Origin of the sequence: Arthrobacter sp. TWP1-1, assembly GCF_049897845.1 — a bacterium.
Taxonomy (GTDB): Bacteria; Actinomycetota; Actinomycetes; order Actinomycetales; family Micrococcaceae; genus Specibacter.
This window is the reverse complement of sequence record NZ_JAFCXC010000008.1, coordinates 68,010-94,594: the sequence shown is the minus strand read 5'-3', so window position 1 is coordinate 94,594 and position 26,585 is coordinate 68,010. Positions and strand designations below refer to the sequence as shown.

Below are 26,585 nucleotides of genomic sequence, written 5' to 3'. Positions count from 1 at the left end.
AGGAAGTCTGACCTACTTCAGGAAGTCGGGGACATCCAGATCGTCGGAACGGTGACCGCTCAGGTCAGGTTCAACGATGGCGGGCAGCTCAACATCAAAGCCACCGTCTGCCGGAACGTTGCTACCGGAGTGCTGGCCCCACTGGTTCAGGTTCGTGACAGTAGCGCTGGCGGGAACGGCTGCCGGTACCGGAGGGGCCACGACTGCTGCCGGCTCCAAGTTGTCGGCTGGATTTTCCGGATCGTCGAAGCCAGCGGCGATAACCGTGACACGAACCTCATCGCCGAGAGCATCATCAATGACAGCACCAAAGATGATGTTGGCTTCGGGGTGGGCAACTTCTTGCACGAGGCGCGCGGCCTCGTTGATTTCGAAGAGCCCAAGGTCCGAACCACCCTGGACGGACAGCAGAACTCCGTGCGCGCCATCGATGGAGGCTTCAAGCAGCGGCGACGCGATAGCGAGTTCGGCGGCCTTAACCGCACGGTCTTCGCCACGAGCCGAGCCGATACCCATGAGAGCCGAGCCAGCACCCTGCATGACCGACTTGACGTCGGCAAAGTCAAGGTTGATCAGGCCCGGGGTGGTGATGAGGTCCGTGATGCCCTGGACACCTGAGAGCAGGACCTGGTCGGCGGAGCGGAAGGCATCCATGACCGAGACGTTGCGGTCGCTGATGGACAGCAGGCGATCGTTGGGGATGACGATCAAGGTATCAACCTCGTCGCGGAGCGCTTCGATGCCTGCGTCGGCGCTGGATGCGCGGCGACGGCCCTCAAAGGTGAACGGTCGCGTAACAACACCGATGGTCAAGGCACCCAAGGTGCGGGCAATACGGGCAACAACCGGTGCGCCACCGGTTCCAGTGCCGCCACCCTCGCCAGCCGTAACGAAGACCATGTCTGCGCCGCGCAGGACTTCTTCGATCTCTTCCTGGTGATCTTCCGCCGCCTGGCGTCCAACGTCCGGGTTGGCGCCCGCTCCGAGACCGCGTGTCAGCTCGCGGCCGACGTCAAGCTTGACGTCGGCGTCGCTCATCAACAGCGCTTGTGCGTCGGTGTTGATGGCGATAAATTCAACGCCGCGCAAACCCACGTCAATCATGCGGTTCACTGCATTTACGCCGCCACCGCCGATACCGACGACTTTGATGACTGCCAAGTAATTCTGGGGTGCTGCCACGTTAGGTGTCCCTTGTTCGTATGTTGCTTCGAAGATCAAAAAATTTGCTGCTGCCAAAGGCTCCGGCCCCTACTTCAAGGCCTCGGCGTCGATCTCCGAGGCAACCTTGAAGTGTTGCTTGAAACTTTATTAGCTTAACCCTCAACTTGAAGGTTATAGTTATGTCAACTAACTCTTATGTGTGACGCTATGATGCATCCACGCCGCATGCAATGACCACTGCCGCGTGTCGCCGTAATCCGCCAAAAAAGACGTCAAAGCTACCGGGTGTAGTGTCGCATCCCACTCCATCATGACCTAGTCCCTGCCGATTCCAGTTCACCGCGTCACCGGATGACGTGGAGCACTGACATCGAAGACTTTGGCCGGGACGGGATCGGGCTTGCCTACAGCCGCAGTAGGCGCCGGCGCATTGAGCAGTGCCTCGAGAACTTGAGCCTTCAGTTCCATGTCACTGGCATTGCCCCACACCACGCTCCTACCATCGGCCAGCGCTAACTCCACTGCATCCGGGGACTTTGCCGTTGCGTTGGCAAGCTGCGAAAGAATGCCCTGCGGCAGGTTCGCCAGTACGGCCGTCATGGCTTGAAACGTGTCCTGGCCAATTGCTGCAGTGCCGCCGTCGATCAAGGGCAGCGACGCCGTCGCCGGATCCTTGGTGGAACCGAGCTGGACTCCGTCCTGATCCACCAACAGGTAGTCCTTGCCATTCTTAAGCAGTGCCACGGGAACCCGTTCCACAATGTGCACCAGCAGGGTTGACGGAGGCCTGGCCTCAATACTGGAGCTCTTGACCTGGACCACTGAGCCAAGTAGCTCCTGAACCTCGGAGTCCGTGACCTGGGGCAACGGCTTGCCCACGAGCGGCGCCACCGCCAATTGCAGAGTGCTTTCGCCAACGAGCTTCTGACCCTCGAATACCACCGTCTTGACGCCCAACACGGGAGAGAACATGGCCATGGCCATGATGAGCGCTAAGACGACTCCAACGCCCGCCACGGCATAGAGGACGATGCGTCGCCGGCGCTTGTACTCCGGGACCGGAAAGGCCAGAACCTTTGCGCCCCCATCCGGGGCAGCCTTCGCCTTCTCGCCCTTTTTGACTCGCACTTCTTTTTGAACCGGCACGTCCTTTTGGACTGACCCAGCTTTTTCAACCGGCACAGTTTTTTGACTCGGTGACGGCTTGACCTTAGGCCGCGAGGCACCGGGTCGTGGCACGGAAAATTTCCGGGCGGCAGGCTTTTCATCAAGAGCGTCCGACAGCGGGACCACGGATACCTTGGAGCTCGTGCTGCGGACCGCGGTGTTCACCGGCTCGTCCGTGGCTTCGGCGGTCCGCGGCACGGCTCCTGGCCGCGTCCTGATAACTCGGGGCTTGCGCGGCTCAGCCATCACTGCCTTCGTCGAGATTGTCTTTGTCAACGCTGTCCTTGTTCAGCGCGGCAACTAGTGCCGGGCCAAATTCCGTGACGTCACCGGCACCGACGGTCAAGATGATGTCTCCGGCGGAGGCGCCGTTAACCAACTTCTGCACAGCCGCAGCGCTGTCGGGGGCGTAGCCGTCGGGCAGGCGCAACTCACGTGTAATGAGTTCGCTCGTAACCCCGGGAACAGGGTCTTCACGTGCAGCGTAAATGTCAAGCACTGCCACGGTGTCGGCAAGATCCAGGGCCTGCGCAAATTCGGAAGCAAATTCCAAGGTCCGGGAGAACAAGTGCGGCTGAAACAGGACGTGAACTTTATGCTCTCCGGCCACGGTCCGGGCGGCCTTGAGTGCTGCTGTCACTTCCGTGGGGTGATGGGCGTAATCGTCATAGACGCTGACGCCGCGCCCCTCCCCCTTGGCCTCGAATCTTCTAGCCGCTCCACTGAAGTTGGCCAGTGCCGCCAGCGCCTTGCCCACGTCAACCCCTAGTGCCACGGCAACGGCCACGGCAGCTCCGGCGTTGTTGAGGTTATGGTTGCCGGGCACCTGCAGGCGCAAAGTGAGCGGGCTTTCCTGCACATTCGGCAGCAGCCCTTCGCGGAACTCGAGGACGGCAGTGCTGTGCAGCCCCTTCTGGGTGTCAGGCAACAGCCGGATATCGGCGCCCTCCGAGAAACCATAGCTGAGGCAGCGGGTACCGGTAGTCGCCACCTTGGCAGCCAAGGCGGCCGATCCGGCGTCGTCGGCGCAAGCAACAAGCGTGCCGTCGGCCGGAAGCAGGGCAGCAAATTTCTCAAACGCGGCAAAGACGGCCTCGGCCGTTCCATAGTGGTCAAGGTGGTCGGCCTCAAGGTTGGTGACCACGGCAATGTTCGGGCGGTAGTTCAGGAAGGACGCATCCGACTCATCGGCTTCGGCGACGAAGACGTCCGAATCGCCATGACCGGCATTGACGCCAAGGCCCTGAACTGTGCCGCCCACGGCGAAGGAAGCATCGACATCAGCGCCCTTGAGCATCACGGTAATCATGGACGTGGTGGTTGTCTTGCCATGCGTCCCCGCAACAGCCACCACGGTGTCATCGGCCATGGCCGCCGCCAGTGCCTGCGACCGGTGAAGCACGCGAACGCCGGCGGCTCGGGCAGCCACCAGCTCCGGGTTGCTTTCCCTGATTGCGGTAGAGATAACAACTGTGTCAACACCGGTAACGTTCTCCGCGCTCTGCCCAAGGTGCACCGTTGCGCCTAGTTCAGCCAACTCGGACAGGCCAGTCGAATTCTTCGCGTCGGATCCGCTGACGGTCAAACCCTGCCCCAGCATGATGCGGGCAATGGCTGACATGCCAGCTCCACCCATGCCGATGAAGTGGACACGGCCAAGTTCGGAGAGTGTCGGTGGAATATAGGCCACAGCTGTTATTTCCTCAGTACTAGATTGATCTGTCATAGCTGTCACTTTCCGCTGGCGGCAAGAACCATGCCGGCCATGCTTTCGGCGGCATTACGGATGCCAAGCTGGGCGGCAGACTCACCCATGCGGGTCAGCCGCGGCTCATCCAGGCACAAGGGAATCACGGTGTCCATAATCCACTGTGCAGTCAATGCGGCATCAGATACCAGCAGCGCAGCTTCTGCGGCAACGAGTCCGGCGGCATTGCGAGCTTGTTCCCCGTTACCCACGGGCAACGGCACGAAGACGGCAGGCAGGCCCACGGCCGCAACCTCGGAAACCGTCCCGGCCCCCGAACGGCACAGCAGGAGGTCCGCCGCCGCATAAACATCTTCCATGCCGTCAACATACTCAACCTGACGGTACAGCGGCGCGGTGAGGAGTTCGCCGTCGGCCCCCTGAACTGATTTGCCCTTGCCGGTAATGTGGAGGGTCTGAATTCCGGCTGCAGCCAGGGCGTCCAGCGATGCCGCCACGGCCTTGTTGATGCGCAGCGCGCCAAGGGAACCGCCGGTGACGATCAGGGTAGGCAGCCCGGCTTCGAGTCCCAGCCGTTCACGGGCACCGTCACGTTCGGCGGTGCGATCCAGGGTGGCAACGGCCTTGCGCATGGGCATGCCCACGAGATGCGCGTGGCGGATCTTGGTGGCCTCAAACGCCGTGCCAACGAAGGTCGTGTATCTGGCGCCGACCTTGTTGGCGAGCCCGGCCTTGGTATTGGCTTCATGAATGACGATGGGCACACCCAGGGACTTGGCGGCTAGGTACATCGGCGTGCATACATAGCCACCAACCCCGACAAGAACGTCGGCCTTGGCATCTTGCAGGAGGGTCTTGGCCGTAGCTACAGCCCGGACCATGCGAATGGGGAGCTTCAGGAGATCAACGGAGGGCCTGCGGGGAAGCGGGATGCGTTCGATGAATGCCAGCTCAAACCCGGCCGCCGGGACGAGCCGGGTCTCCAGTCCGTCCCGGGTGCCGACAGCCAGGATGGCAGCGTCAGGCACGGTGGCCTTGATCGCGTTGGCGATTGCCAGCAAGGGGCTGACGTGGCCGGCCGAGCCTCCCCCGGCCAACACCACAGACAGCGGCGTGTTTGAATTCTGTGTCATGAAGTCTTCAGGGTGCTTTCTGGCTCAGTTCGGGAAAATGACAGGACAACGCCGATGGCCGCAAGAACCATGACGAGCGCGGTACCGCCATAAGAAATCAAGGGCAGCGGGACACCAATAACGGGCAGCAGCCCAACCACCACCGCAATGTTGACCACGGCCTGACCAATGATCCAGGTCAGGATCATGCCGCACACGATCCGGGAAAACGGTTCGTTGCGGGTATTGATAATGCGGAAAATCGCAAACGCCATCACTACGTACAACCCAAGGATCACGAGTGTGCCCAGGAGTCCGAATTCCTCGCCAATAATGGCGAAGATGAAGTCGTTGTGGGCTTCCGGGATCCAGCTCCACTTTTGCCGGCTTTGGCCAAGACCCACCCCGAACCAACCACCGGACGCCAGAGCGTAAACGCCGTTTAGATACTGGTCACACGCACCCGGTTCGCTGCAGTCACCCAGCCAGCTGGCAATGCGTCCGGTCCGGTTGGAGCTCAAGACCGAGAACGCAATGGCGACGACGGCGGCAGCCGCCAGAGCGAAGCCAAGCAGCCATTTCCGTACGCCGGCGAACATGAGTCCCGAAAGGAGCATCATGCCAACAATGACGGCCGTGCCCAGATCCTTGCCACCAAGGATCAGGGCAAGGACGGCCGCGCCACCGACACCAACGGGCAACAGCACGTGGAGGAACTGCCGAACCAGGGTTCCCTTAAGCGCCAGAACGGAACCGACCCAAATGGCCAGCGCCAGCTTCGCCGCCTCGGACGGCTGGAAAGTCACCGGGCCCAACGCCAACCAGTTCAGGTTTCCGTTGATATCGACGCCCAAGGGCGTAAAGATCAGGACTAGGAGGAACACGGCCAGTCCCAAGAGCGGCCACCCCAACTTTCGAAGCAGCCTTGGCGGCACACACGAAAGCCCAAACATGAGGATGAGACCTCCAACCGCGAACTGCGACTCGCGGATAAAGAGATCGTACGGGTCCTTACCTTCGGAAATCGTCTCAGCTGTCGACGCCGAAAGCACCGTCATGCGGCCGATCAGCGTCAGCGTCACGGTGGTGCCAATAATCCAGTAGTAGGTAGCCGTGGGGCGCCCAACCTTGCGGTCGAACCAGGTCCGGAAGCGCTTGAGTGGACGCAGCTTTCCGTCGTCTGCCGTGGACACTGGCGCACTGGATTTGGAAACTTTTGAGCCGACCGAACCCGCAGCAGCCTTGGTCTGCGCTGCTCGTGCGGCGGATGAGCCTGGCTGTGTGGGGGTCTTGGCCACTAGGACTCCTTGTCGGCGCTTGCCTGTGATTCCAGTAGCTCACGGACCGCGTCGATGAACGCTTGGCCTCGGTGGGCGTAGGAAGAAAATTGATCCATGGAGGCCGACGCCGGCGCCATGAGGACTGTGTCGCCGTCGGCTGCCAGTGACGCCGCCACTGCGACGGCCTCGGCCATGACCGCATCCCCGCGTAAGGTATCGGCGTTCGTATGCCTACCGCCTTCGGCGCGGGTCGTGATGACCTGGACTCCCGGGGCAAGACGTTCAAGGGAACCGGCAAGAGCGGAGCTGTCGGCCCCAATCAACACCACCGCCTTCAGACGTGCCGCGTGCTCCTGCACCAAAGCGTCAAAGTTCACGCCCTTGGGCAATCCGCCGGCAATCCAAATCACGGGCTTAAATGCCGACAATGAGGCTGAGGCTGCGTGTGGGTTCGTTGCCTTGGAATCGTTGACCCACAGCACACCGCCCGAACGTGCCACCGGCTGAATCCGGTGCTCACCGTTGTGATAGTTCTGCAGACCGGTGCGCACATCTTTTGGCGTCAGGCCATAGGCGAGCACCAGCGCCGAGGCCGCTGCCGCATTGGCCACCAAGTGTCTGGGAACCAGATCACCGATGTCGCTCATGCTGGCCAATTCAGCCGCGGAATCCTTGCGCTCTTCAATGAAGGCCCGGTCTACCAGGAGACCTTCCACCACACCCACCATGCTGATGGAGGGAATTCCCGTGGTGAAACCAACGGCTCTGCAGCCTTCCTGGACGTCGGCTTCCTGGACCATGCGTTCGGTTTCGATCTGCTCGGCGTTGTAGACGCAGGCAATCTTCGTGTTCGCGTAGATCTTGGCCTTGTCCGCCGCATAAGCTTCAAAGCTGCCATGCCAGTCAACGTGATCCTCGGCAAGGTTCAGGCAAACACTGGAGACCGGCGCCAAAGACTCGCTCCAGTGCAGTTGAAACGTTGAGAGTTCAACGGCAAGGGCGTCGTATCCCTCGGGGTCCCGGACAGCATCCAGGATGGGGGTGCCGATGTTGCCTGCCGCGATGGCACGCAACCCGGCCGCTTGCAGCATTGATTCAACCATGGTGGTTGTGGTGGTCTTGCCGTTGGTGCCTGTAATGGTGATCCATTCGGCAGTCTTCCGGCCAGCCTTGGTGCGCACACGCCAAGCCAATTCCACATCTCCCCAGATGGGAATGCCGGCAGCCGCGGCCGAGGCCAGCAACGGGTGGCTGGGCTTGAAACCCGGGCTGGTGACAACCAATTCCGCAGGCAAGCCCTCGACGAGCGGAAGCACGGTGGAGGTGTCCAGGCCAAGAATGACGTCCTTGACGCCGACAATCCTTAGCGTGTCAGCATCAGCATGAGCTTTCTCGTCATCCGAAGCGGCAACAACCACAACGTGTGCGCCAAGCTCGGCCAAGGTGTCCGCAACGGAGAAGCCCGTTTTGCTGATGCCCGTCACCACAACACGTAGTTTCGACCAATCGGCATCCCAACTTGTCAGTGACTCAAGCCGGTTTTCGGGTGCACTCACAGGCGAACAATCCATTCAGCATAAAAAGCTCCAAGTCCAACAGCAACCAGAAGGCCGGCCAAGATCCAGAAGCGAACAACAACTGTCACTTCACGCCACCCCTTCAGCTCAAAGTGGTGCTGCAGCGGAGCCATGAGGAACACGCGCTTGCCCTTTGAAAGCTTGAAGAAGCCAACCTGAATGATGACCGAGAGGGAGATGATAACGAAGAGGCCGCCAATGATGGCCAGCAAAATTTCGGTGCGGGAAAGAATGGCGAACCCGGCCATGGCTCCGCCGATGGCCAGCGAGCCCGTGTCACCCATGAAAATCTTTGCGGGCGAAGTGTTCCACCATAGGAACCCAATGAGCGCCGCAAACATGATCGCTGCAACGAGAGCCAGGTCCAACGGGTCGCGGACTTGATAGCAAACCGATTCATTGGCCACCTTGTGAGTGCCACAAGCCTGGCTGCTCTGCCAGATGCCGATCAAGGTGTAAGCACCAAAGACCATGATCGATGCCCCCGTGGCGAGGCCGTCGAGGCCATCCGTCAGGTTTACCCCGTTCGTGGCGGCCGTAATGATCAAGTTGGACCACAAGATGAACAACACCACGCCAAGTCCAGCCCCGGCAAAGGCCAGGTTGAGCGCCGGAATGTCGCGGGCAAAGGAGATGAGTGTGCTGGCCGGGGTGCGCCCGGCCTCATCGGGGAATCCCAAAGCCATGATGGCAAAGGAAATACCCACAACTCCCTGGCCAATGAGCTTGCCCTTGGGGTCAAGTCCCGTGTTGTGCTGTTTGGTGATCTTCAAGAAGTCGTCAAGGAACCCGACAAGCCCCATGCCAACCATGAGGTAGATCATGAGTAGGCCCGATGCGCTCGGCCCTGCGGAATTCTGGTTGAGAAGCCACACGATCAGGTGCGTGATGAAGTAGGCAGCCACCACGGCGCCAACAAAGACGGTGCCACCCATGGTGGGCGTCCCGCGCTTGATCTGGTGGGTTGTGGGACCATCCTCACGGATGATCTGACCGTATCCCTGCTTGACAAGGAAACGGATAAACAAGGGGGTGCCGACCATGGCAAAGGCCAAGGCCAAACCTGCACCAATAAGCAATGCGATCACGGCTGGGCAGTCCTTTCGCCTAGGGTGGGCTCGGTTGTCTTACTGGGGTGATTCCCCGTGGGTAATGCTATCCGATCACCCAAGAAGCGCAGTCCTGCGCCGTTGGAGGATTTGACCAGAACAACATCTCCGGGCGCCAGTTCGGCGCTCAAAATTTGATAGGCGGCCTCGGCGTCGGGCAGGAACATTGACTCATTCCCCCACGATCCCTCCATCACCGCACCCACGTGCATGGCCCTGGCGCCAGCGCCAACAACCAGCAGGCGGGAAATATTCAGCCGGACGGCAACGCGGCCAACGGCATCGTGTTCGAGCACCGAGTCTTCGCCGAGTTCGAGCATCTCACCCAGCACAGCCCAGGTACGACGGGCGCCGCGTCCACCGAGCTCGGCCAAGGTCCGTAGCGCCGCGCGCATGGATTCAGGGTTGGCGTTGTACGCATCGTTGACGACAGTAACGCCGTCGCTGCGATCCGTGCGTTCCATCCTGTAACGGCTGGCCGCACGCTGTTCGTTGAGCGAATCCACAATGAGCTCCGGAGCAATGCCCAACGCATGGGCCGCGGACGCGGCAGCCAGCAGGTTGGCTACGTGATGAAGTCCCAGCAGCTTGCTATGTACCTGGTATTCGCCGTCGTGGCCGGGGAATAGAAGATCAAACTCAGGCTCGCCTTCAGCATTGGTGCGAACGTTTCGGGCCTGCAAAAAATCCTGACCTGACTCATCGGCGGCCGCATCGGCGCTGCTGAAGAAGGTGACAGGTGCACCGGAGCGCGCAGCCATGGCTCGAACGCGGCCATCGTCAAAGTTAAGCAGGGCGCGGCCAGCAGGCGCCAGCGCCTCGACCAATTCACCCTTGGCGGCGGCAATGTTCTCGATGGACCCGAACTCGCCAGCGTGAGCGCTGCCAACGCACAGCACCACACCAAGATCTGGTGCCACCATGGTGCTCAGGTAAGCAATGTGGCCAATCTTCGTGGCGCCCATTTCAATAATGAGATAGCGCGTGTCTTCATCGGCGCGGAAGACCGTCAACGGCACGCCAACTTCACCGTTGTAAGAACCAACCGGAGCCACGGTGGCACCCACCGGGGACAGGATGCCACCCAGAAGATCCTTCGTTGTGGTCTTGCCAGCGGAGCCCGTGATGCCAATGACCGTGAGCGGGGAATGCGCGCGAATGCGGCGCACCACCTCTGCCGCCAGCGTCCCCATAGCCAGCACAGCATCGGTAACGATGACGGCAGGGAAGGGAGTTCCGGCATCGTCCGCGGCAATATCCCGCTCGGAGAGGGCCAATACGGCACCGGCGCGGAAGGCCGCAGCCATGAAATCATGGCCGTCGGCGTTTTCACCCGCCTTCGCCACATACATTCCACCGGGAGTGACCTCGCGGGAATCCGTGGCGATTTTTACCACGTCAATGGACGTGGCCGGGTCGGTGCCGGCGGACAGCGTGCCGCCGGTCAGTTCGGCAATCTGGGCCGCAGAAAAATCAATCATCAGTTGAGGACTCTATCTTGCTTGTATCGCTCAGGGGGAATCCGTGGGAGACCAGGGCCGTCCGCAACTCGACCCTGTCGTCGAGGGAAATGTTGATGCCCTTGACCTCTTGGTAAACTTCGTGGCCGCGCCCTGCAACCAAAATCACGTCCTGCGGGGTGGCCAATTCCACGGCCCGGGCGATCGCGGCGGCGCGCTGGTCAAATTCCTCGATGACCCGGCCCAGTCCGCCAGTGCGGTTGGCTTCGTTGGCACCGGCCAACACCTCGGCCCGGATGGTTGCAGGGTCCTCGTTGTGGGGGTCGTCATCGGTGATGATGACCACGTCTGCACCCTGGGCCACGACTGCACCCATGATGGGCCGCTTCGTCGCATCGCGCTCCCCCGTTGCCCCAAATACGGCGATGACGCGCGCGCCGGGAGCTGTTGGCCGCACTGCGTCCAAGGCCCGCTCGAGTGCGTCGGGATTGTGGGCGAAATCAACCACGGCAATAGGCGCCGTGCCGATGAGCTGCATGCGCCCGGGTACCTCCACCGTGAAAGGATCGTCGGCATCAAGTGCAGCCTGTACCCGGGCAAGGACTGCCTTGGCAGAAGTGCCGGCGTTGCTAGAAGTACCTGACTCGGGCACGACGCCGGAGCCAGACTCCGCGGCAATCGCTAGTAGGCGTGTGGTCACCATGAGCAACGCCAGGGCCGCGTTGGCGACATTGAAGTCACCAGGGAGGCCTGTGTGCGCTTCAAGGACGGCGCCATCGGGGCCGCTCAGGCTGAAGCGGGAGCCAATGCCTTCGCGGCGAACATTGCGCACCTGCCACATGGCGCGCGACTGCTCGTTTTCGGTCTGGACCAGTTCGGTCTGCCGAGTTGAAAGAGTCACGGCTGGAACCGTGCAGATCTCGGCCAAGCGGGAACCCCATGAATCGTCAACGGTTATGACAGCGGAGTGGGCGTGCTCCGGTGTGAAGAGCGCTGCCTTTGTCTCGAAGTAACCGTCCATGCCGCCATGCAGGTCAAGGTGATCCTGCGTGAGATTGGTGAATCCGGCCACGTTGAACGCCACGGCATCCACCCGACCAAAGGAAAGGGCATGGGAGGAGACCTCCATGGATGCTGCGCTGAGGCCCTTTTCGGCCATGACCGCCAGCAAAGCATGGACATCCGTGGACTCAGGTGTGGTCAACTTACTGGGAATCGCTTCGGATCCGGCCAGAATCTCAATCGTGCCGATGAGCCCGGTCGTGTTACCCAGGGCCTGCAACAAGGAGTTAAGGAAATAGGTGGTGGTGGTCTTACCGTTTGTACCGGTAACACCAAAGAGTTCCAGGGTTTGCTTGCCGATCCGACCATCTACACCAGGTACGGCCGAGGTACCGTAAACCTCGGCCGCGGCCAACCCTGTCACGGCACGGGCATCAGGAACGGTGAGTACGGGAACAGCCGAGGCTGCACCCAAAAGCCGGGTTCCGGAGTCGTCCGTCAGGATCGCAACGGCACCTGCCGCAATGGCCTGTTCCGCAAACTGGGCACCGTGCGCCCGGGCACCGGGGAGGGCAACGTAGAGGTCTCCCGGACAAATGGACCGAGAATCAAGGCTGACACCGCTGACGTGCACCTGAGCGGCACTCCCCTGCGGATCGCTCATAGCGGCACCAAGCAGGGTGGCCAGCTCGGCCAGCGCCGCACCACGATGGTGGTGTGGACGCAGCGGGGCAGGTGCATTATTCACAGGCACTTGAACAGAATCCTTTTCTTTCACGGGTCATCGTCTCCGGTGGTTCCGGGCTACTCGTAGAACTTCGGCAACTTGACCGGAGGGGTGGTGGACGGCGGCACATCGTAGCTGCGCAGCACCTGTCCCATCACCTGATTAAACGTATACCCCTGCGTGACTCCATAGATGTCGCCCTGCGGGCGTTGGACGGTAATTCCCACCACATATCTGGGATCTTCCATGGGAGCCATGCCGATGAAGGAGGCCGTGTAGCCGTCAAAACCCACACCGTTGTCGGCCGGAGCTTCCGCGGTGCCAGTCTTTCCACCGGTACGGTAGCCGGGGATGTTGACGATCTTGTAGTCAGTCATGGTCACGACACCTTCGAGCATGTCGCGCGCCGCCTGGGCCGTTTCCGGACTGACAACTTCAACGCCGTCAGCCTGGGGAACGGTGTCAACGGTGCCATCGGCATGAGTGAACGATTCGATAAGGGCCGGCTTTAGACGAACACCGTTGTTGGCGATGGTCTGGAAGACCATAGTTGTCTGCAACGGAGTTTGAGCCACACCTTGGCCGAACAATACTGTATAACGTTGGCGCCCATCCCAGTCCTGCCAATTGGCCAAAATACCTGAACTCTCGCCCGGGAGCGGGATGCCGGTTTTCTCACCAACACCAAACTTGCGCATGTAGTCATAGCGCTGTTGAAGACTCAGCTTGGCGCCGGCCATGACAGTACCGGTGTTCATGGAATCGGCAATAATGCCGGCAAGGGTTCGCTTTTCAGTCCCGTGCTCGAAGGCGTCTGAGAATGTCTGCCCGTCGATGGACAGAGTGGGTGGCACCAAATACTGACTCATGGGCGTGGCTAGTCCTTCTTGGACCAATGCGGCGGCCGTCATGATCTTGCTTGTGGAGCCTGGCTCCACCGCGGAGCTAACCGTCCGCGAACCGATGTTTGCGGCCTGTGAGGCTCCCACGTCATTTGGATCGTAGGAGTCGCTATCGGCAAGGGCAATGACCTTGCCGGTCTTTACTTCAATGACGGAAATACTGGCCCATTGGGCGCTGTACTTTTCCTTCTGCTGCTGGGCAGCCTGCTGGGCGTAGTACTGGATATCCTGATCGATCGTGAGCTTGACTGTTTGCCCGTCAACGGCCGGTTCGGTGCGAACGGGCGCAGTTGGAATGATGATGCCGTTCTTGCCAGCCTGAAAGGTACGCTTTCCGTCGGCGCCGGTGAGCTGCTTATTCATGGTCTGCTCAATACCGGCCAGAGGGTTTCCGTCGGAGTCCAGGAAGCCAACAATGGGGCCGCCCACGGCGCCCATGGGGTACACACGCTTGGTGATTGTTTGTGGATAGATGGCCGGAATTCCGAGTTCGGCCACCTTCTTCTCAACCAAGGGGCTCACATCCTTGGCGATGTAGTTGAAGTTAGCCGTTCCCGTGACGCTCTTCTTGACGGCCTCGAAACTCATACCCAAAACCTCGGCCAACTGGGCCAGGCCTTCATCTTTGGTGTAAACGGTTTTGGTGACCTTGCCGGTATCCGGATCTACTTCTCGGCGCTCGTAGTCATCAACTTCAGCGAGGTTGTTTTGGGCCACGGTGATGTCGTAGCGGATGATACTTTCGGCCAGAACGTTGCCTTTGGCGTCAATGATCTTGCCGCGAACGGCCGGTAGCGTCTGGACTACCGTGCGCTGGTTCTCAGCGGCCTGCGCCATGTTGCCAACATCGAGTCCCTGCACCATGATGAGCCTGCCCGCAATGAGCAGCAGGAAGACCATCATCACAACAAAGCCGGCGCGCATCCGTCCGCGGCCAACCTTGTTGAGTTGTTGTGCACTTGCACCACGTGCTGACTGGGCGGGTTTCTGTGCCACTGCTGCCATTCCTTGCGCTGTTTGCTGTGAGAGCGGCGATGCCGCCTCTTGTGATGATGACCGTGGTTAAACCCTAGTCGCCCTTCTCAAGCGGAGCCGGGATGGTGCCGCCGTTAAGATCGGGTGTCACAACAGCAGCCGGCGCCGCGGCAGCTTTCTCGGCCGCGACTGAACTGTCGCTTTCCGCGGTTTGCTTTGCTGCAGGACTAACCGGCTCAGCGGCCTCCGCTACAACGGGAACTGCGGGAGTGTCGATCAGGGCTGGTGGAATGACCGCCAAACCCTTGGTATCTGCTGCAGCGGGCTGGGGCGAACCACTGACCTGCTTGGTGCGCACATCAATCTGGCCCGTTGTTGTAGCTGGCACCATACCCAGGGCCGCGGCCTGGGCCACAAGTTCCTGGGGAGCCTGCTTCGCCGCAATGTCCTGCTCGAGTGATTGATTCACTTTGTACAGATCTGATTGCTGACTCTTCAGGTCCACGAGTTCATACTGCCCCTTGGAGACCGAGATACTCATGACCAGCACAACGGCCATGGCCGTTACGACCACCACGAACAAGATGACCATCAGCGACCTTGAGCTGCGCTTGGGTGCGGATACAACCAAGGACAGCGGCGCGCGCGACTTCTTTGACTTCTCAGGGGCAGACTTCTCAGGGGCCGGGGCGGGCCGGCCAACGCGAGGATCGGCCAACGACGCACGCAAGGATCGGGCGTTATTGCCGATTGTCGCGGGGAAGATGCGTGCTGCTTGTTGGCTCATTTGGCGCTCCTGATCCTGATTTTTTCCACTGCCCGTAAGCGCGCGGAGGCGGCCCGTGGATTCTCGGCTATTTCTTCTTCTGTGGGTATCTCCGTACCCTTGGTCAGGCGTTTAAGAGTTGCCTTATGTTCTTCAAGCTCCACCGGAAATCCAGCAGGGGCCGAGGACTGAGATCCGGCCGCAAAGACAGCCTTGACGATCTTGTCTTCCAGAGAGTGGTAAGACATAACAACGGCCCGGCCGTGCAGCGCCAGCGCATCAACAGCGGCCGGAATAGCTCTTTCCAGCACACTGAGTTCCTCATTGACCTCGATGCGCAGAGCCTGGAAAGTTCGTTTGGCGGGATGCCCACCCGTTTTGGCCGCGCCCGACGGGACAACGTTGCGGATGATGTCAACGAGTTCACCGGTGCGGGTCAGCGGCGCCTTATCGCGTGCCGCCACAATATGATTGGCGATGCGCCCGGCGAACTTCTCCTCGCCCCACTTGCGGATGATCCGGACCAGGTCTTCTTCCGAGTAGCTGTTGATGACGTCTGCCGCAGTCTGCCCACGGCTCGTATCCATGCGCATGTCCAGCGGCGCATCAAATGAATAGGCGAAGCCGCGATCGCGCTCATCGAGCTGGAGTGAGGAAACACCCAGATCCATCAGGATGCCGTCGATGGCCGGGACGCCAAGATCCTCAAGGACGTCAGCAATTTCGTCATAGATCGCGTGCACAAGGTCGGTGCGATCGGCAAACGGAGCCAGACGCTCACCAGCCAGGCCAAGAGCCTCGGTGTCTCGGTCAATTCCGATCAGGTGCAGATCCGGGTAGCGCTGCAGCATTGCCTCACTATGTCCACCCATGCCCAACGTGGCATCGATGACGATAGGGGTGCGGCCGGCTACACGGGCGACCTCAAAGGCAGGAGCCAGGAGGTTGATACAACGGTCTTTCAAAACGGGAGTGTGGCGTTCGGACGTTGGTGGCGTAGGGGTATCCGACGTCATCACGACTCCGTTTCTCTTCGGTCAAAACCGGTAAGGGGCATTCAATCCCCCTGTGGCAATGCAAACTGACAATTAGCTAACTATTGGTCTTGCTGTGGTACTCGGTACTGCGCTGGTCCGTCCATACCATTGCGGCATCTTCTTGAACCAGATCCCCCTCCGCGCCAAGCCGTGCCATGCCTGACTCCGGGGAAGGTGAGTCAGGAAAAGGCCGTGCTGGGCGGCTGGAGATCTCATTCAAGACCACCGATGAACGCTGTGTTGCTGTTGTTGGGTGACGAAACCAATTAGCTTATTCCGGGGATGGCGAGTTCGTCAGTTGCTGCGAATGCCGTCTCCTTGGCTGCCAGGTACACGTGCCAAGCCTGTGAATCCCAAATCTCTGCCCGGCTGCCGGCGCCAATGACCACCAGCTCCTTCTCGAGACCTGCGTAAGAACGAAGAGTGGCCGGAATGGTCACCCGTCCTTGCTTGTCGGGCACTTCGTCTGAAGCCCCCGAGAGAAAGATTCGAATGTAATCCCGAGCCGCCATGTTGGACAGTGGTGCATCCTGCATTTGGGTCAAGACCTTTTCGAACTCTCTTGCACTGAAGACGTAAATGCAGTTTTCCTGCCCCTTGGTGAGGACAAGTCCGCTGGAAAGTTCCTCCCGGAACTTTGCGGGAAGGATGATCCGGCCCTTTTCATCAAGGCGCGGTGAATGTGTTCCGAGAAACAACGTCCACCGCCTTCATTGTTGAGAGCCTAACCCCAATCCCCTCTTACGTGCTCCACATTACTCCACAATCCTCCACCGTCAACTCCACTTTACGGCGTGTTGACCACTGTCTGGATTAATAATCCGCGTCGTTTCAAGGTTTTCTCGCGGGGTGTGTGGTGGAGGGAAAAATGGGGCGTCTGCCACACCGGGCGTGCCCACCCCCGCAATTTCGCCATTCGAGGCGCATATTCGCCTGGCCGAGGCGTCTGGTGGTGCAAAGTGGAGGATTTCAGCATGGCAGCCAGTGGCTGTTGGATTCACAGGAAGCGTGGCTAACTTTGATCAACGGTGCCTAAATTAACGGTGCTTAAAACAAAAAAGGCCCCGAAGGACCTTTTGTTGTGCGCAGGGCTTGTTAGGCGCGGAATCCGTTATCAGCGACCGGGGCCGCAGACGACCGCCGATGAAGTGACGTGGGGCCGTCGACTCCTATTGTTGGCGACGCCGCTCTTCCCACTTTTCCTCGAGCCCATTCATGAAGCCACTCTTCTGCTTGGCTCCGTTCTTTCCACCCGCGTTGTTGGCACCTTGCTGACCGGGCGCAAACTTCGCTTTGGAAAGTGCCAGGTATACGCCGCCGCCCATGACCAGGAATCCAAGAATTCCCACAATGACCAGGTGCGAGGCTACGCCGCCAAGGACGACCAGCAATCCGACGATCACGACGAGCACGCCGATGACCACGTTGCGCATCGACATTGAGCGCGTTGAGTCCGATGACAGAGCATTGGCAAATTTGGGATCTTCAGCATGCAGCTGCTGCTCCAACTGGTCCAACAGTCTCTGCTCATGTTCAGAGAGGGGCATGACGACCTCCTTCAGGTCAAGGGCCGCTGGGGTCTTTTCTTGTTAACGACCTTACCGCCGAAAAGATTCCCCCCGAACCAGTTTTCGCGCAAGCTACAACGGCAGGTCCAGGAGAGCAAAATTCGTCGTATTGCCATCAACAAATTAACTCCTATGACTAACAATAGGCTTCATTTTGCCGAACTGAAACCCACGCTCCCTTTACTACTCCGCGCGAGGCTTAAGCAGCCGTGCGGGGCCTATTTTTGCTGTCCCGAACCTCGCAGCAATGGCGTCCCCCACCACCTCGGCATTACGAGAATTGTCATCTCGAGGATCCAAGGTGAACTGCAATGGTGCACTTTCCAACGACTCCAGCTTCTCAACGCGGACGCCGATCAGGCGCACGCTCTGCGGCCTATCCCCCAGTGCGCGAAGAAGGGCAACAGTGCCGGCGTATATTTGCGTGGCGCTATCGGTGCTGGCACCGAGCGCCTTCGACCGGGTGATGGTTGAGAAATCCGAATATTTGATCTTGAGGGCGAGTGTGCGCCCACTCAATCCCGCCTCACGAAGGCGCCCGGCCACCCGGTGCGAGAGCCGCAGCAGCTCCTTCGTCAGGAGTTCACTGTCGAAGGTGTCCTTGGCAAACGTTTCTTCTGCACCAATACTCTTTTCCTGGTGCTCGGGTGTGACTGCCCGCGGATCTATCCCCCATGAAAGCGCATGCAAGGACGCTCCGGTGCTGCCAAGTGCTTTTTGTAGGGCAGGCAAAGGTGTTGCGGCAACGTCGGCCACTGTGAAAATACCCAAGCGCGCCAGGACCTCACGGGTTTTTGCTCCCACTCCCCACAGTGCCTCCACGGGCAATGTATGGAGGTATTCCACGGTGCGCGCCTTCTCAATGAGCAGCATGCCATTGGGCTTGCAACGGGTCGATGCCACCTTGGCCACAAATTTACTGGCGGCGATTCCGACCGAAGCGGTGATGCCGATCTCAGCTGCTATTCGCCGGCGAACCAGTGCCCCGATTTCCAAGGGTGTCCCCAGCCGCCGCAGGGAACCGCTGATGTCAAGGAAGGCCTCGTCGACGCTGAGCTGCTCAACGGTGTCTGTAATGGATCGAAATACAGTCATAACATCGGCCGAGACCTCGTAGTAGAGCTTGTGCCGTGGTTCGATCACGACGGCGTTGGGGCACATCCGCATTGCCGTTGACATGGGCATGGCCGAGCGCACGCCGAGGGCACGAGCCTCATACGAGGCCGACAGCACCACGGATCGACCTTCGGGGAAGCCCACGATGACCATCTTGCCCACCAGCTCCGGCCTGTCCCGCAGCTCAACGGAGACAAAGAATGCGTCCATGTCTACGTGCATGACGGTGCACCCGCCCTGCTCCGGTACCTGATTCCGCCCTGTCCGTTGATCCTGATTCACGCCTCAAGTCTAGTGATTCGGGCGGGGCTAAGGCACCGGCCCCCATCGTGGGTAAACTGGACGGGATGCCATCCCACAGGCTCAAGAAGCTAAGGAACCGCTCATGACTCTAGAATCACCCCGCGCCGGGCGCACACTGCTATTGCGGCGCACGCGACTGGCGGCTGCAGCCGCAACAGCCGCCGTCGTTCTTTTGACTGCCTGCTCAAGCCCCGCTCCCAGCGATTCCTCCTCCGCTCCTGATACCTCGGTCTCAGCCACGGCATCACAAGGAACGACGGCGGCAGCCACCTCCAGCGCGTCGCCGACGGCAACGGCCGCGGCCTCTGCCGACACGGCCGTCAAGGAACTCGTGGCTGGGTTCCCGGCCACTGTCATGCCGCTCATGAAGGGTGCGCAGATTCAGACCTCCAGCATCCAACACGCTGAACCCGTATCCATGGCATCACTGACGGCCACGGCAACTGCCCCTTCGGCCGATGTTTTGAGCTACTACACCAAGGTTTTCTCAGACCAGGGCTTCAAGGCACAACCGGGCGATTCCGTGGATGGCATTCCCATGAAGACGTTCGTGCGCGCTGAGGGCCAGGAAATCGTGACCGTCTCAGTCATCCAGACGGCCTCTACCGCCACCTTCACCCTCGGCGCCACACTGCTGCCGGCTTCATTCAAGTAGTCCCCCCGCATCTTTTATTGTCAGCAACAGCTCAAACAGCAAGGAATCTTGAAAGCATGAATGCAACGCCTGTCCATCCTGACGCCACTCCGTCGGCCGAACAAGATGCATTCATTGCAGCAGTTGCCACCCAACTGAACATTTTCCTTGCCGAAAAGCACGCGCTTCTGGCACAGATTTCCCCTGACACCTTGACGTTGATTGATTCCATCAAGACCCTCGTCACGGGCGGCAAACGGATGCGAGCCCTGCTCTGCTACTGGGGGTGGCGCGGCGCTGGCGGCGCGGCGGACGCCGAGGCCGTCATTCGGGCCGGAGCTGCACTTGAACTATTCCAGGCCGCAGCCTTGATCCATGATGACATCATCGACCGCTCAGATACCCGTCGCGGCGGACCCAGTGTGCACCGCCAATTCAGTACCCTGCACTCGGAGAGCGGTTGGGCCTTGGACGATCAGCGGTTTGGCCATGCTGCGGCCATCCTGACCGGCGATCTTTGCCTCTCACTGAGTGAGGAAATGTTCTCACTCATTGGCTCCGGTTCGGCCACTGTGTCCACCGCGGCCGCCGCGAGGGCCCGCGCGGTCTTCAACGTGATGCGCACCGAGGTCATGGCCGGGCAGTACCTTGACATCCTGGAAGAAGTTTCAGGGCCTTCCAAGCCTCATGGCACGGCAGTTGCCCGGGCATCGGCCATCATTCGCTACAAGAGTGCGAAGTATTCCTCGGAGCACCCTCTCGTCATGGGTGGCGCATTGGCTGGTGCCAACGAAGACCTCCTGGCCGGTTACAGCGCATTTTCACTCCCCCTCGGCGAGGCGTTTCAATTGCGCGACGACGTTCTCGGCGTTTTTGGTGACCCGGCCACGACGGGCAAGCCCGCAGGAGACGACCTGCGCGAGGGCAAACGTACAGTCCTTGTCGGGTTGACCATCGCTGCCGCAAGCACCCAAGACGGTGAGTTTGTGGACCGGAATCTTGGCCGGCAGGATCTCAGCAACGAGGAAATTCAACGGCTGTGCGCCATCATGGTCGAGTCCGGAGCCTTGGCCAACACCGAAGCAATGATTTCCGAACTCAGCGAGAGCGCCTTTTCGGCGCTGGCGCAACTAAGCATTGATGCCTCAGTTGCCGCGGCGCTTTCGGCGTTGGGTCTCGCGGCCGTGGCCCGGACGTCCTAACCACCTGGCTACTTAAACTGCTGGACACTTAAACTAAAGGAGAGGTTGGGCACCACGCCCAACCTCTCCTGTTTAATACTTATTTAGTGCTGGGCCATTCGTGCTTGCTACCAGCCCAGGGCTGACGCGCGGCGGCGAATCTCGGTCTTACGGCCACCGATAAGGGCATCAATGGGACGACCCGGCAGTGATTCATCGGGGGTGTAGAGCCACACAATGGCCTCTTCGTCTTCGAAGCCGGCATCCTGCAGCACCGAGATGGTGCCCCGCAGGCTTTCCAAGATATGGTCACCTGCAATGAATTCGGCGGGCACGGCCCGAATCCGGCGCTCCCCTACACGTGCAGCCAGCAAGGAACCATCCTTGACCAGTGCATGGACTTTGGTGACCGAGACATCAAGCTTCTCGGCGACATCGGGCAGGGGCAACCATTCGCTAACTACTGTTTCAACATTACTCACCCTCAAAGGTTCCCACATATTGCCCTCAATCATGTATATAAGGTGCAAATTCGGAGAATTTTGTGCGCCAATCCACAGCGGGGTCCCACTTTACTGTGTTTTAGGGTAAATTTTCTGGTAGTCACATTAGTAACATCATTCCCATTGGTCTCATCCGTAACGGAAACTTGAGGTACGCACCCATGACTCCCACACGCCCTTCTCCCGCCGCCACCAAACCGGCAGCGGGTGGCAAGCAGCTGGTTGCAGTCGCCACCGCAGCCATTCCGGTTGTTATGCTCTCATCCCTGGCCCTTGCAGCTCCGGTCTCAGCGGCGCCTGCCCAGTCAGGAATCGCCACGCAAGGAACGCACGGCTCCCTTGATTCCCAGAAGGTTCTTGCAGCAGTCCAGGCTCGCACCACAGCCAACCGCATACCTTCTACACTCGTTGCCAGCTCGGTCCCGCGCGCCGTCACCGCGATCGGCGCAAACGCGCTGAGTACCTTGAAGGCACAGTCAACCAAGATCTCCCACACGGTGGCTGCCGGAGATACTGTCTCCGCCATTGCCGCCAAGTACGGTGTCTCCACGGAGTCCGTGCTGGCCCGCAACAAGCTCTCGGCAAGCTCCATCATTCACCCGGGCAAGGTCCTGAGCATCTCGGGAGCTACGGCGGCCGAAGCACCGAGTACCAGCACTGCCACGGCGTCGACTAGCTACACCGTCCGCGCAGGGGACACCCTCAGCGGCATTGCTGCCGATCACAAGATCAGCCTGTCAAACATTTTTTCCTTGAATGGGCTCAGCGGCAGTTCAGTCATCCACCCGGGCCAGAAGGTCAAGGTGGGCGGACAAGCCGCGCAAGCTCCGGCGTCGAACACCACCAAGGCGCCAGCCGCAGCCAAGCCGGCCAGCGGTTCTGATTACGTCATCAAGGCCGGAGATACGCTTTCCTCCATTGCAGCCGAGAATGACGTCAGTCTTTCTGCCTTGGTCTCGGCCAATGGCGCGGACGTCAAGGCACCCATTTACCCGGGTAAGACCCTCATCATCCCGGGCCTGAGCGCGGCCTCGAGTGAGATCACCCCCATCGCACCGAAGCCCTCGGACACTACCGCTGCCTTGGCGCCGGAAGATGAGGTACCCAGCACGTTCCTGCATTACACCTACCCCGCGGCAGTGGTCAGCGACGCCAACAAGAATAAATCCTTGTTGCTGGCGGCACCCTCACCGTCACAGGAGCAGATGAAGGAGCTAGTAGCCAGCACCGCTGCCCGCATGGGAGTCGACCCGGCACTGGCGATGGCCTTCGCTCAGCAGGAATCAGGATTCAACCACCAGTCGGTTTCCCCTGCCAACGCCATTGGCACCATGCAGGTCATCCCTGATGCCGGTGAATGGGCCTCAGGACTTGTCGGCCGCGAGCTGAATCTGCTTGACCCTCAGGACAACGTCACGGCGGGAGTCGCGATCATCCGTGCGCTGCTCAAGGGTGCCCCCAGCGAGTCCGAGGCCATCGCCGGTTACTACCAAGGCCAGTATTCCGTCAGTGTGAACGGAATGTTCGCCGATACCGAGATCTATGTGGCTGGCATTAATGCCAACCGCGAGCTCTTCCGGTAGAACAAACAGCCCATATATAGGGCACAATCGTTCGCTTTCAACGAAAAGGGACCTCCAGCACTGTGTTGCTGGCGGTCCCTTTTCGTTTCAGCTTCTAAGGTAGAAGAGTGCAAGATGTCTCAGACGATCCGCTGAACGGGTCAACCATCGATGGACGCTATCTGGTTGTCTCCAAGGTGGCGCACGGTGGCATGTCCACCGTCTACCTGGCCAAGGACCTGCGGCTGGGTCGAAACATCGCCTTGAAGATTCTGCACCCCCACCTAGCCACGGATACAGCGTTCATTACACGCCTGCGCCGCGAGGCCCAGAGCGCCGCAAGCCTTTCCCACCCGCACGTCGTCCAGATTCACGATCACGGCGTTGGTCCACAGCACGCCTACCTTGTCTTTGAATACATTGATGGGTACACCCTGCGGGACGTCGTCAATGAAAATGGCGCCCTCAGCCCCCGGCAGGCCCTTGACCTGCTGGACCCCGTCGTAGAGGGTCTAGCCGCGGCCCATAACGCCGGGCTGGTACATCGTGACGTCAAGCCCGAGAACGTCCTGATCTCCCGTCAGGGATGGGTCAAGATCGGTGACTTTGGGCTGTCCCGGGCGGTGACCACATCCACAAACACCGGCACGCTGCTGGGCACCGTTGGTTACATCGCACCCGAATTGGCCCGCGGCCATGGCGGCGATGCACGCAGCGACATCTACTCCGCTGGCATCATGCTCTACGAGCTACTGACAGGTTCCCAGCCGTTCCGCGGTGAAATTCCGGTGGCCGTTGTCATGGCACACATCCAGGATGAGGTTCCCGCGCCCTCGCTCGCTGTCCCCGGGCTTCCGCCGGTCATGGACGAACTCGTCCGATACATGACAGAAAAGGACCCCGATCACCGCCCCGCCGATGGCGCGGCGCTGCTGGAGGATCTCCGCCATATCCGCCAAACGCTGTCCAATGCCGAGCTGGACTTTGGTGCAACACCGGGCGGACCCGCCGTCCCCTCTGGCAGGCAGCAAGCTTCCCCGAGCAACGCCCCCAACAACTCACGCAACAACTCCCCCAGCAACTCACCCAACACAGAGGTCATCACGGGGCCCAGCTCGTTCCCCGACGCCACCAGCGTGATTGCAGCCCCCTACTTCCCCACGTCCGTCCTGCCGGCCTCGCCACGGCTGTACGCCGAGGATCCTGTTGAAGAATCAGAAACCCCTGCGACGCTTTCAAAGCGCCAGGCAGCCATCGCAGCCAAGGAACGGGCCAAAGCGGCCGCAACCCCAACAAAGACATTGGGATCAAAGAAGCCAAGGCGGCGCGCCCTGGTGTGGATCCTGCTGGTCGTAGTTCTGGCCATATTGGCCGCCACAGCCGGCTGGTTTGTCGGCTTTGGCCCCGGCGCACTTGCCACCGTCCCGGACGTCCACAACAAGACCGTGCCTCAAGCGCAGGAACTACTGCTCGCGGCAGGGTTCGAGCAGGCGCCCACCGCAGATGTCTTCGATGAAAAAGTGGCTGCCGGCTTCATCGTCGCCACGGATCCGGCAGCCGGAAAATCAGTGCGAAAATTCAACACCGTCACGCTGAAGGTTTCTCGCGGCCCCGTTCTCTACACCGTCCCCACCGTGACGGGGCAACAGCTGGACGCGGCCAAGAAGGCCCTCACCGATGCCAACCTAGCTGCGGGAAACGTTACCGAAACCTTCGATGAAAAAGTTCCCGCCGGCGTCGTACTGAGTCAGGATCCTGCCGCTGGCAAGGAATTCCGCAATGGAACAACGATCAATCTCGTGACGTCCAAGGGCCCCAAGCCCATCCCCGTGCCATCCGTGGCCGGTAAGAGCGAAGCCGATGCCGTGGCAGCGCTCAAGGCCGTTGGGCTGGTGGCCGTGACCGCGCCGGAGCAGGTCAACAGCAAGACCGTCCCCGCCGGCGTCGTCGTCTCGCAGTCACCCGAATCGGGCAACCTCACAGCCGGCGGCACGGTCACCCTGACGCTGTCCAAGGGACCGACGATGGTGGCCGTACCGGACTTGGTAGGCAAGCAGGTCGGTGCAGCCACGGCCGAACTGAAGGCCCTCGGCTTCGAGGTAGCAGTGAAGAACCTGCTGGGCGGCTTCTTTGGCACGGTTCGCTTCCAAGACCCGAGCGGCGGCGAGGCCCCCGAGGGCAGTACGATCACGCTCCAAGTCATCTAGCACACTGAGGTTAAACGGAACGGGAGCCGAGGATTTCGGCTCCCGTTCTTAGTGCTCTACTACTGGGACTTGCGCAGGCCTTCAGAGACGAGGAAGGCCATTTCCAGGGACTGCTTGTGGTTCAGGCGAGGATCGCACACGGACTCGTAACCGGTCAGGAATGCTTCCTGGTCGATCGGGTCCGCGCCACCGAGGCACTCGGCGACGTCGTCGCCAGTCATTTCCACGTGCAGGCCACCAGGAACGGTCCCCTGTGCCTCGTGAACCTCGAAGAAACCGCGAACCTCGTCGATGACGTCGTCGAAGTTGCGGGTCTTGTACCCGTTGGGTGAGGTGACTGTGTTGCCGTGCATGGGATCGGTGACCCAGAGGACCTCGGCACCGGAAGCAGTAACCTTCTCGACAAGGTTCGGCAGCTTCTCGCGAATGTTGTTCGCACCCATGCGGGTAATGAACGTCAGGCGGCCGGGCTCGCGGTTCGGGTCAAGCTTTTCGATGAGGCGCAGGGCATCGTCGGGGGACGTGGTGGGCCCGAGCTTGACGCCGATCGGGTTGCGGACGCGCGAGAGGAAGTCAACGTGCGCCTGGTCCAGGTCACGGGTACGCTCGCCGATCCACAGGAAGTGGGCGGAGGTGTCGTACGGCAGTCCGGTGCGTGAATCGATGCGGGTCAGTGCGCGCTCGTAGTCAAGCAAGAGTGCTTCGTGGCTGGCGAAGAACTCAACGGTCTTGAGTGCTTCGAAGTCGGCACCGCAGGAGGCCATGAACTTGATGGCCCTGTCGATTTCCTTGGCCAGCTGCTCGTAGCGGCTGTGCGCAGGGTTGGCGGTGAAGCCGCGGTTCCATTCGTGCACACTGCGCAGGTCCGCGAAGCCACCCTGCGTGAACGCCCGAATCAAATTCAAGGTCGACGCCGAGGTGTGGTACGCCTTGAGCATGCGCGCCGGATCGTGCTGGCGGGATTCAGGCGTGAAGTCGTAGCCATTGACGATGTCGCCGCGGTATGCCGGAAGCGTTACGCCGTCGCGCGTTTCATCATTGGAAGAGCGCGGCTTGGCGAACTGGCCGGCCATGCGCCCCATCTTGATGACGGGCAGCTGGGCACCGTAAGTCAGTACAACAGCCATCTGCAGAATGGTCTTGACGCGGGCACTGATCTTATCTGCCGTGGCGGCTTCAAAGGTTTCGGCGCAGTCACCACCCTGCAACAGGAATGCCTTGCCCTTGGCTGCCTGGGCCAGACGCGACCGCAGAACATCCACTTCGCCCGCAAACACCAGCGGAGGCAGGACGGAAAGTTCCTTTACCGTGGGCTCAAACGCCGGGGACTGCTCCCATGTGGGTTGCTGGGCGATGGGAAGCCCGCGCCAGTCATCAAGGCCTGGGTATACGGCGGCACCGGGGACGGAAATTCCGGCAGCGGGTGCAAGAGTGTCATTAGGAGTTAGGTCAGTCACGCCTTAAGGGTATCTCCCAAAGCGGCCGCTCACTAACCTGTCCGCCACCTGAGATGAGTTCTTGCGGG

21 protein-coding genes are annotated in these 26,585 nt (G+C 60.4%); 4 read left to right on the top strand and 17 right to left on the bottom strand.

The window, feature by feature from the left end:
• Positions 1-12 precede the first annotated feature (12 nt).
• From ftsZ to dinB, 15 genes are all read right to left on the bottom strand, one after another.
• The gene (ftsZ, locus tag ACP7B9_RS13935) at positions 13-1,182 is read right to left on the bottom strand and encodes a cell division protein FtsZ (protein ID WP_425864305.1); all 1,170 of its coding nucleotides are present in this window, start codon (positions 1,180-1,182) and stop codon (positions 13-15) included.
• A 318-nt stretch (positions 1,183-1,500) separates the two neighbouring features.
• The gene (locus ACP7B9_RS13930) at positions 1,501-2,607 is read right to left on the bottom strand and encodes a cell division protein FtsQ/DivIB (protein ID WP_425864303.1); all 1,107 of its coding nucleotides are present in this window, start codon (positions 2,605-2,607) and stop codon (positions 1,501-1,503) included.
• The gene (gene murC / locus ACP7B9_RS13925; RefSeq protein ID WP_425864301.1) at positions 2,570-4,057 is read right to left on the bottom strand and encodes a UDP-N-acetylmuramate--L-alanine ligase; all 1,488 of its coding nucleotides are present in this window, start codon (positions 4,055-4,057) and stop codon (positions 2,570-2,572) included. Before murC ends, ACP7B9_RS13930 begins: the two co-directional genes overlap by 38 nt.
• A gap of 5 nt (positions 4,058-4,062) precedes the next feature.
• Positions 4,063-5,172 carry an undecaprenyldiphospho-muramoylpentapeptide beta-N-acetylglucosaminyltransferase gene (gene murG, locus ACP7B9_RS13920; protein WP_425864299.1) on the bottom strand — a complete coding sequence of 370 codons (1,110 nt, stop codon included), beginning with the start codon at positions 5,170-5,172 and terminating at the stop codon, positions 4,063-4,065.
• On the bottom strand, positions 5,169-6,449 hold the full coding sequence (ftsW, locus tag ACP7B9_RS13915) for a putative lipid II flippase FtsW (protein WP_425864297.1): 1,281 nt from the start codon (positions 6,447-6,449) through the stop codon (positions 5,169-5,171). The genes murG and ftsW overlap by 4 nt, the downstream gene beginning before the upstream one ends.
• Positions 6,449-8,002: a UDP-N-acetylmuramoyl-L-alanine--D-glutamate ligase gene (murD, locus tag ACP7B9_RS13910; RefSeq protein ID WP_425864295.1), complete on the bottom strand. Its 1,554-nt coding sequence runs from the start codon at positions 8,000-8,002 to the stop codon at positions 6,449-6,451. Before murD ends, ftsW begins: the two co-directional genes overlap by 1 nt.
• Complete coding sequence (gene mraY, locus ACP7B9_RS13905; protein ID WP_425864294.1) at positions 7,984-9,096, bottom strand: phospho-N-acetylmuramoyl-pentapeptide-transferase; 1,113 nt, start codon at positions 9,094-9,096, stop codon at positions 7,984-7,986. The genes murD and mraY overlap by 19 nt, the downstream gene beginning before the upstream one ends.
• Positions 9,093-10,598, bottom strand: a complete 1,506-nt coding sequence (locus tag ACP7B9_RS13900; protein ID WP_425864292.1) for a UDP-N-acetylmuramoyl-tripeptide--D-alanyl-D-alanine ligase — start codon at positions 10,596-10,598, stop codon at positions 9,093-9,095. The genes mraY and ACP7B9_RS13900 overlap by 4 nt, the downstream gene beginning before the upstream one ends.
• Complete coding sequence (locus tag ACP7B9_RS13895; protein ID WP_425864425.1) at positions 10,591-12,327, bottom strand: Mur ligase family protein; 1,737 nt, start codon at positions 12,325-12,327, stop codon at positions 10,591-10,593. Before ACP7B9_RS13895 ends, ACP7B9_RS13900 begins: the two co-directional genes overlap by 8 nt.
• 56 nt (positions 12,328-12,383) lie before the next feature.
• Positions 12,384-14,213: a peptidoglycan D,D-transpeptidase FtsI family protein gene (locus ACP7B9_RS13890; RefSeq protein ID WP_425864291.1), complete on the bottom strand. Its 1,830-nt coding sequence runs from the start codon at positions 14,211-14,213 to the stop codon at positions 12,384-12,386.
• A 64-nt stretch (positions 14,214-14,277) separates the two neighbouring features.
• The gene (locus ACP7B9_RS13885) at positions 14,278-14,970 is read right to left on the bottom strand and encodes a hypothetical protein (RefSeq protein WP_425864290.1); all 693 of its coding nucleotides are present in this window, start codon (positions 14,968-14,970) and stop codon (positions 14,278-14,280) included.
• Positions 14,967-15,965: a 16S rRNA (cytosine(1402)-N(4))-methyltransferase RsmH gene (rsmH, locus tag ACP7B9_RS13880; protein ID WP_425864288.1), complete on the bottom strand. Its 999-nt coding sequence runs from the start codon at positions 15,963-15,965 to the stop codon at positions 14,967-14,969. Before rsmH ends, ACP7B9_RS13885 begins: the two co-directional genes overlap by 4 nt.
• Before the next feature lie 287 nt (positions 15,966-16,252).
• Positions 16,253-16,684: a division/cell wall cluster transcriptional repressor MraZ gene (gene mraZ / locus ACP7B9_RS13875; RefSeq protein WP_425864286.1), complete on the bottom strand. Its 432-nt coding sequence runs from the start codon at positions 16,682-16,684 to the stop codon at positions 16,253-16,255.
• A gap of 471 nt (positions 16,685-17,155) precedes the next feature.
• Complete coding sequence (locus tag ACP7B9_RS13870) at positions 17,156-17,533, bottom strand: DUF3040 domain-containing protein (protein WP_425864285.1); 378 nt, start codon at positions 17,531-17,533, stop codon at positions 17,156-17,158.
• A 204-nt stretch (positions 17,534-17,737) separates the two neighbouring features.
• Positions 17,738-18,952 carry a DNA polymerase IV gene (gene dinB, locus ACP7B9_RS13865; RefSeq protein ID WP_425864283.1) on the bottom strand — a complete coding sequence of 405 codons (1,215 nt, stop codon included), beginning with the start codon at positions 18,950-18,952 and terminating at the stop codon, positions 17,738-17,740.
• A 103-nt stretch (positions 18,953-19,055) separates the two neighbouring features.
• On the opposite strand from dinB, the gene ACP7B9_RS13860 reads away from it, so the two are divergent.
• Together ACP7B9_RS13860 and ACP7B9_RS13855 are read left to right on the top strand one after the other, a co-directional pair.
• The gene (locus ACP7B9_RS13860; RefSeq protein ID WP_425864281.1) at positions 19,056-19,628 is read left to right on the top strand and encodes a hypothetical protein; all 573 of its coding nucleotides are present in this window, start codon (positions 19,056-19,058) and stop codon (positions 19,626-19,628) included.
• A 56-nt stretch (positions 19,629-19,684) separates the two neighbouring features.
• Positions 19,685-20,809 (top strand): polyprenyl synthetase family protein, encoded by a 1,125-nt coding sequence (locus ACP7B9_RS13855; RefSeq protein ID WP_425864280.1) that lies wholly within the window; start codon positions 19,685-19,687, stop codon positions 20,807-20,809.
• A 107-nt stretch (positions 20,810-20,916) separates the two neighbouring features.
• Here the strand turns inward: ACP7B9_RS13855 and ACP7B9_RS13850 are convergent, their stop codons facing one another.
• On the bottom strand, positions 20,917-21,270 hold the full coding sequence (locus tag ACP7B9_RS13850) for an Rv2175c family DNA-binding protein (protein ID WP_425864278.1): 354 nt from the start codon (positions 21,268-21,270) through the stop codon (positions 20,917-20,919).
• 182 nt (positions 21,271-21,452) lie between these two features.
• Between ACP7B9_RS13850 and ACP7B9_RS13845 the strand changes: the two genes are divergently transcribed.
• Together ACP7B9_RS13845 and pknB are read left to right on the top strand one after the other, a co-directional pair.
• Positions 21,453-22,874, top strand: a complete 1,422-nt coding sequence (locus tag ACP7B9_RS13845) for a LysM peptidoglycan-binding domain-containing protein (RefSeq protein ID WP_425864276.1) — start codon at positions 21,453-21,455, stop codon at positions 22,872-22,874.
• Between the two features lie 107 nt (positions 22,875-22,981).
• Entirely contained in the window at positions 22,982-25,060 is a 2,079-nt protein-coding gene (gene pknB, locus ACP7B9_RS13840; RefSeq protein ID WP_425864274.1) for a Stk1 family PASTA domain-containing Ser/Thr kinase, read from the top strand.
• Between the two features lie 59 nt (positions 25,061-25,119).
• On the opposite strand, the gene ACP7B9_RS13835 is transcribed toward pknB, so the two are convergent.
• Positions 25,120-26,517: a class II 3-deoxy-7-phosphoheptulonate synthase gene (locus ACP7B9_RS13835; RefSeq protein ID WP_425864272.1), complete on the bottom strand. Its 1,398-nt coding sequence runs from the start codon at positions 26,515-26,517 to the stop codon at positions 25,120-25,122.
• Positions 26,518-26,585: the final 68 nt, after the last annotated feature.

Excerpts from the sequence above, each read along its gene's own strand:
- murC (WP_425864301.1), bottom strand. The coding sequence starts at position 4,057 with ATGACAGATCAATCTAGTACTGAGGAAATAACAGCTGTGGCCTATATT.
- murG (WP_425864299.1), bottom strand. The coding sequence starts at position 5,172 with ATGACACAGAATTCAAACACGCCGCTGTCTGTGGTGTTGGCCGGGGGA.
- murD (WP_425864295.1), bottom strand. The coding sequence starts at position 8,002 with ATGGATTGTTCGCCTGTGAGTGCACCCGAAAACCGGCTTGAGTCACTG.
- ACP7B9_RS13900 (WP_425864292.1), bottom strand. The coding sequence starts at position 10,598 with ATGATTGATTTTTCTGCGGCCCAGATTGCCGAACTGACCGGCGGCACG.
- ACP7B9_RS13890 (WP_425864291.1), bottom strand. The coding sequence starts at position 14,213 with ATGGCAGCAGTGGCACAGAAACCCGCCCAGTCAGCACGTGGTGCAAGT.
- ACP7B9_RS13885 (WP_425864290.1), bottom strand. The coding sequence starts at position 14,970 with ATGAGCCAACAAGCAGCACGCATCTTCCCCGCGACAATCGGCAATAAC.
- rsmH (WP_425864288.1), bottom strand. The coding sequence starts at position 15,965 with ATGACGTCGGATACCCCTACGCCACCAACGTCCGAACGCCACACTCCC.
- ACP7B9_RS13870 (WP_425864285.1), bottom strand. The coding sequence starts at position 17,533 with ATGCCCCTCTCTGAACATGAGCAGAGACTGTTGGACCAGTTGGAGCAG.
- ACP7B9_RS13860 (WP_425864281.1), top strand. The coding sequence starts at position 19,056 with ATGACTCTAGAATCACCCCGCGCCGGGCGCACACTGCTATTGCGGCGC.
- ACP7B9_RS13855 (WP_425864280.1), top strand. The coding sequence starts at position 19,685 with ATGAATGCAACGCCTGTCCATCCTGACGCCACTCCGTCGGCCGAACAA.
- ACP7B9_RS13845 (WP_425864276.1), top strand. The coding sequence starts at position 21,453 with ATGACTCCCACACGCCCTTCTCCCGCCGCCACCAAACCGGCAGCGGGT.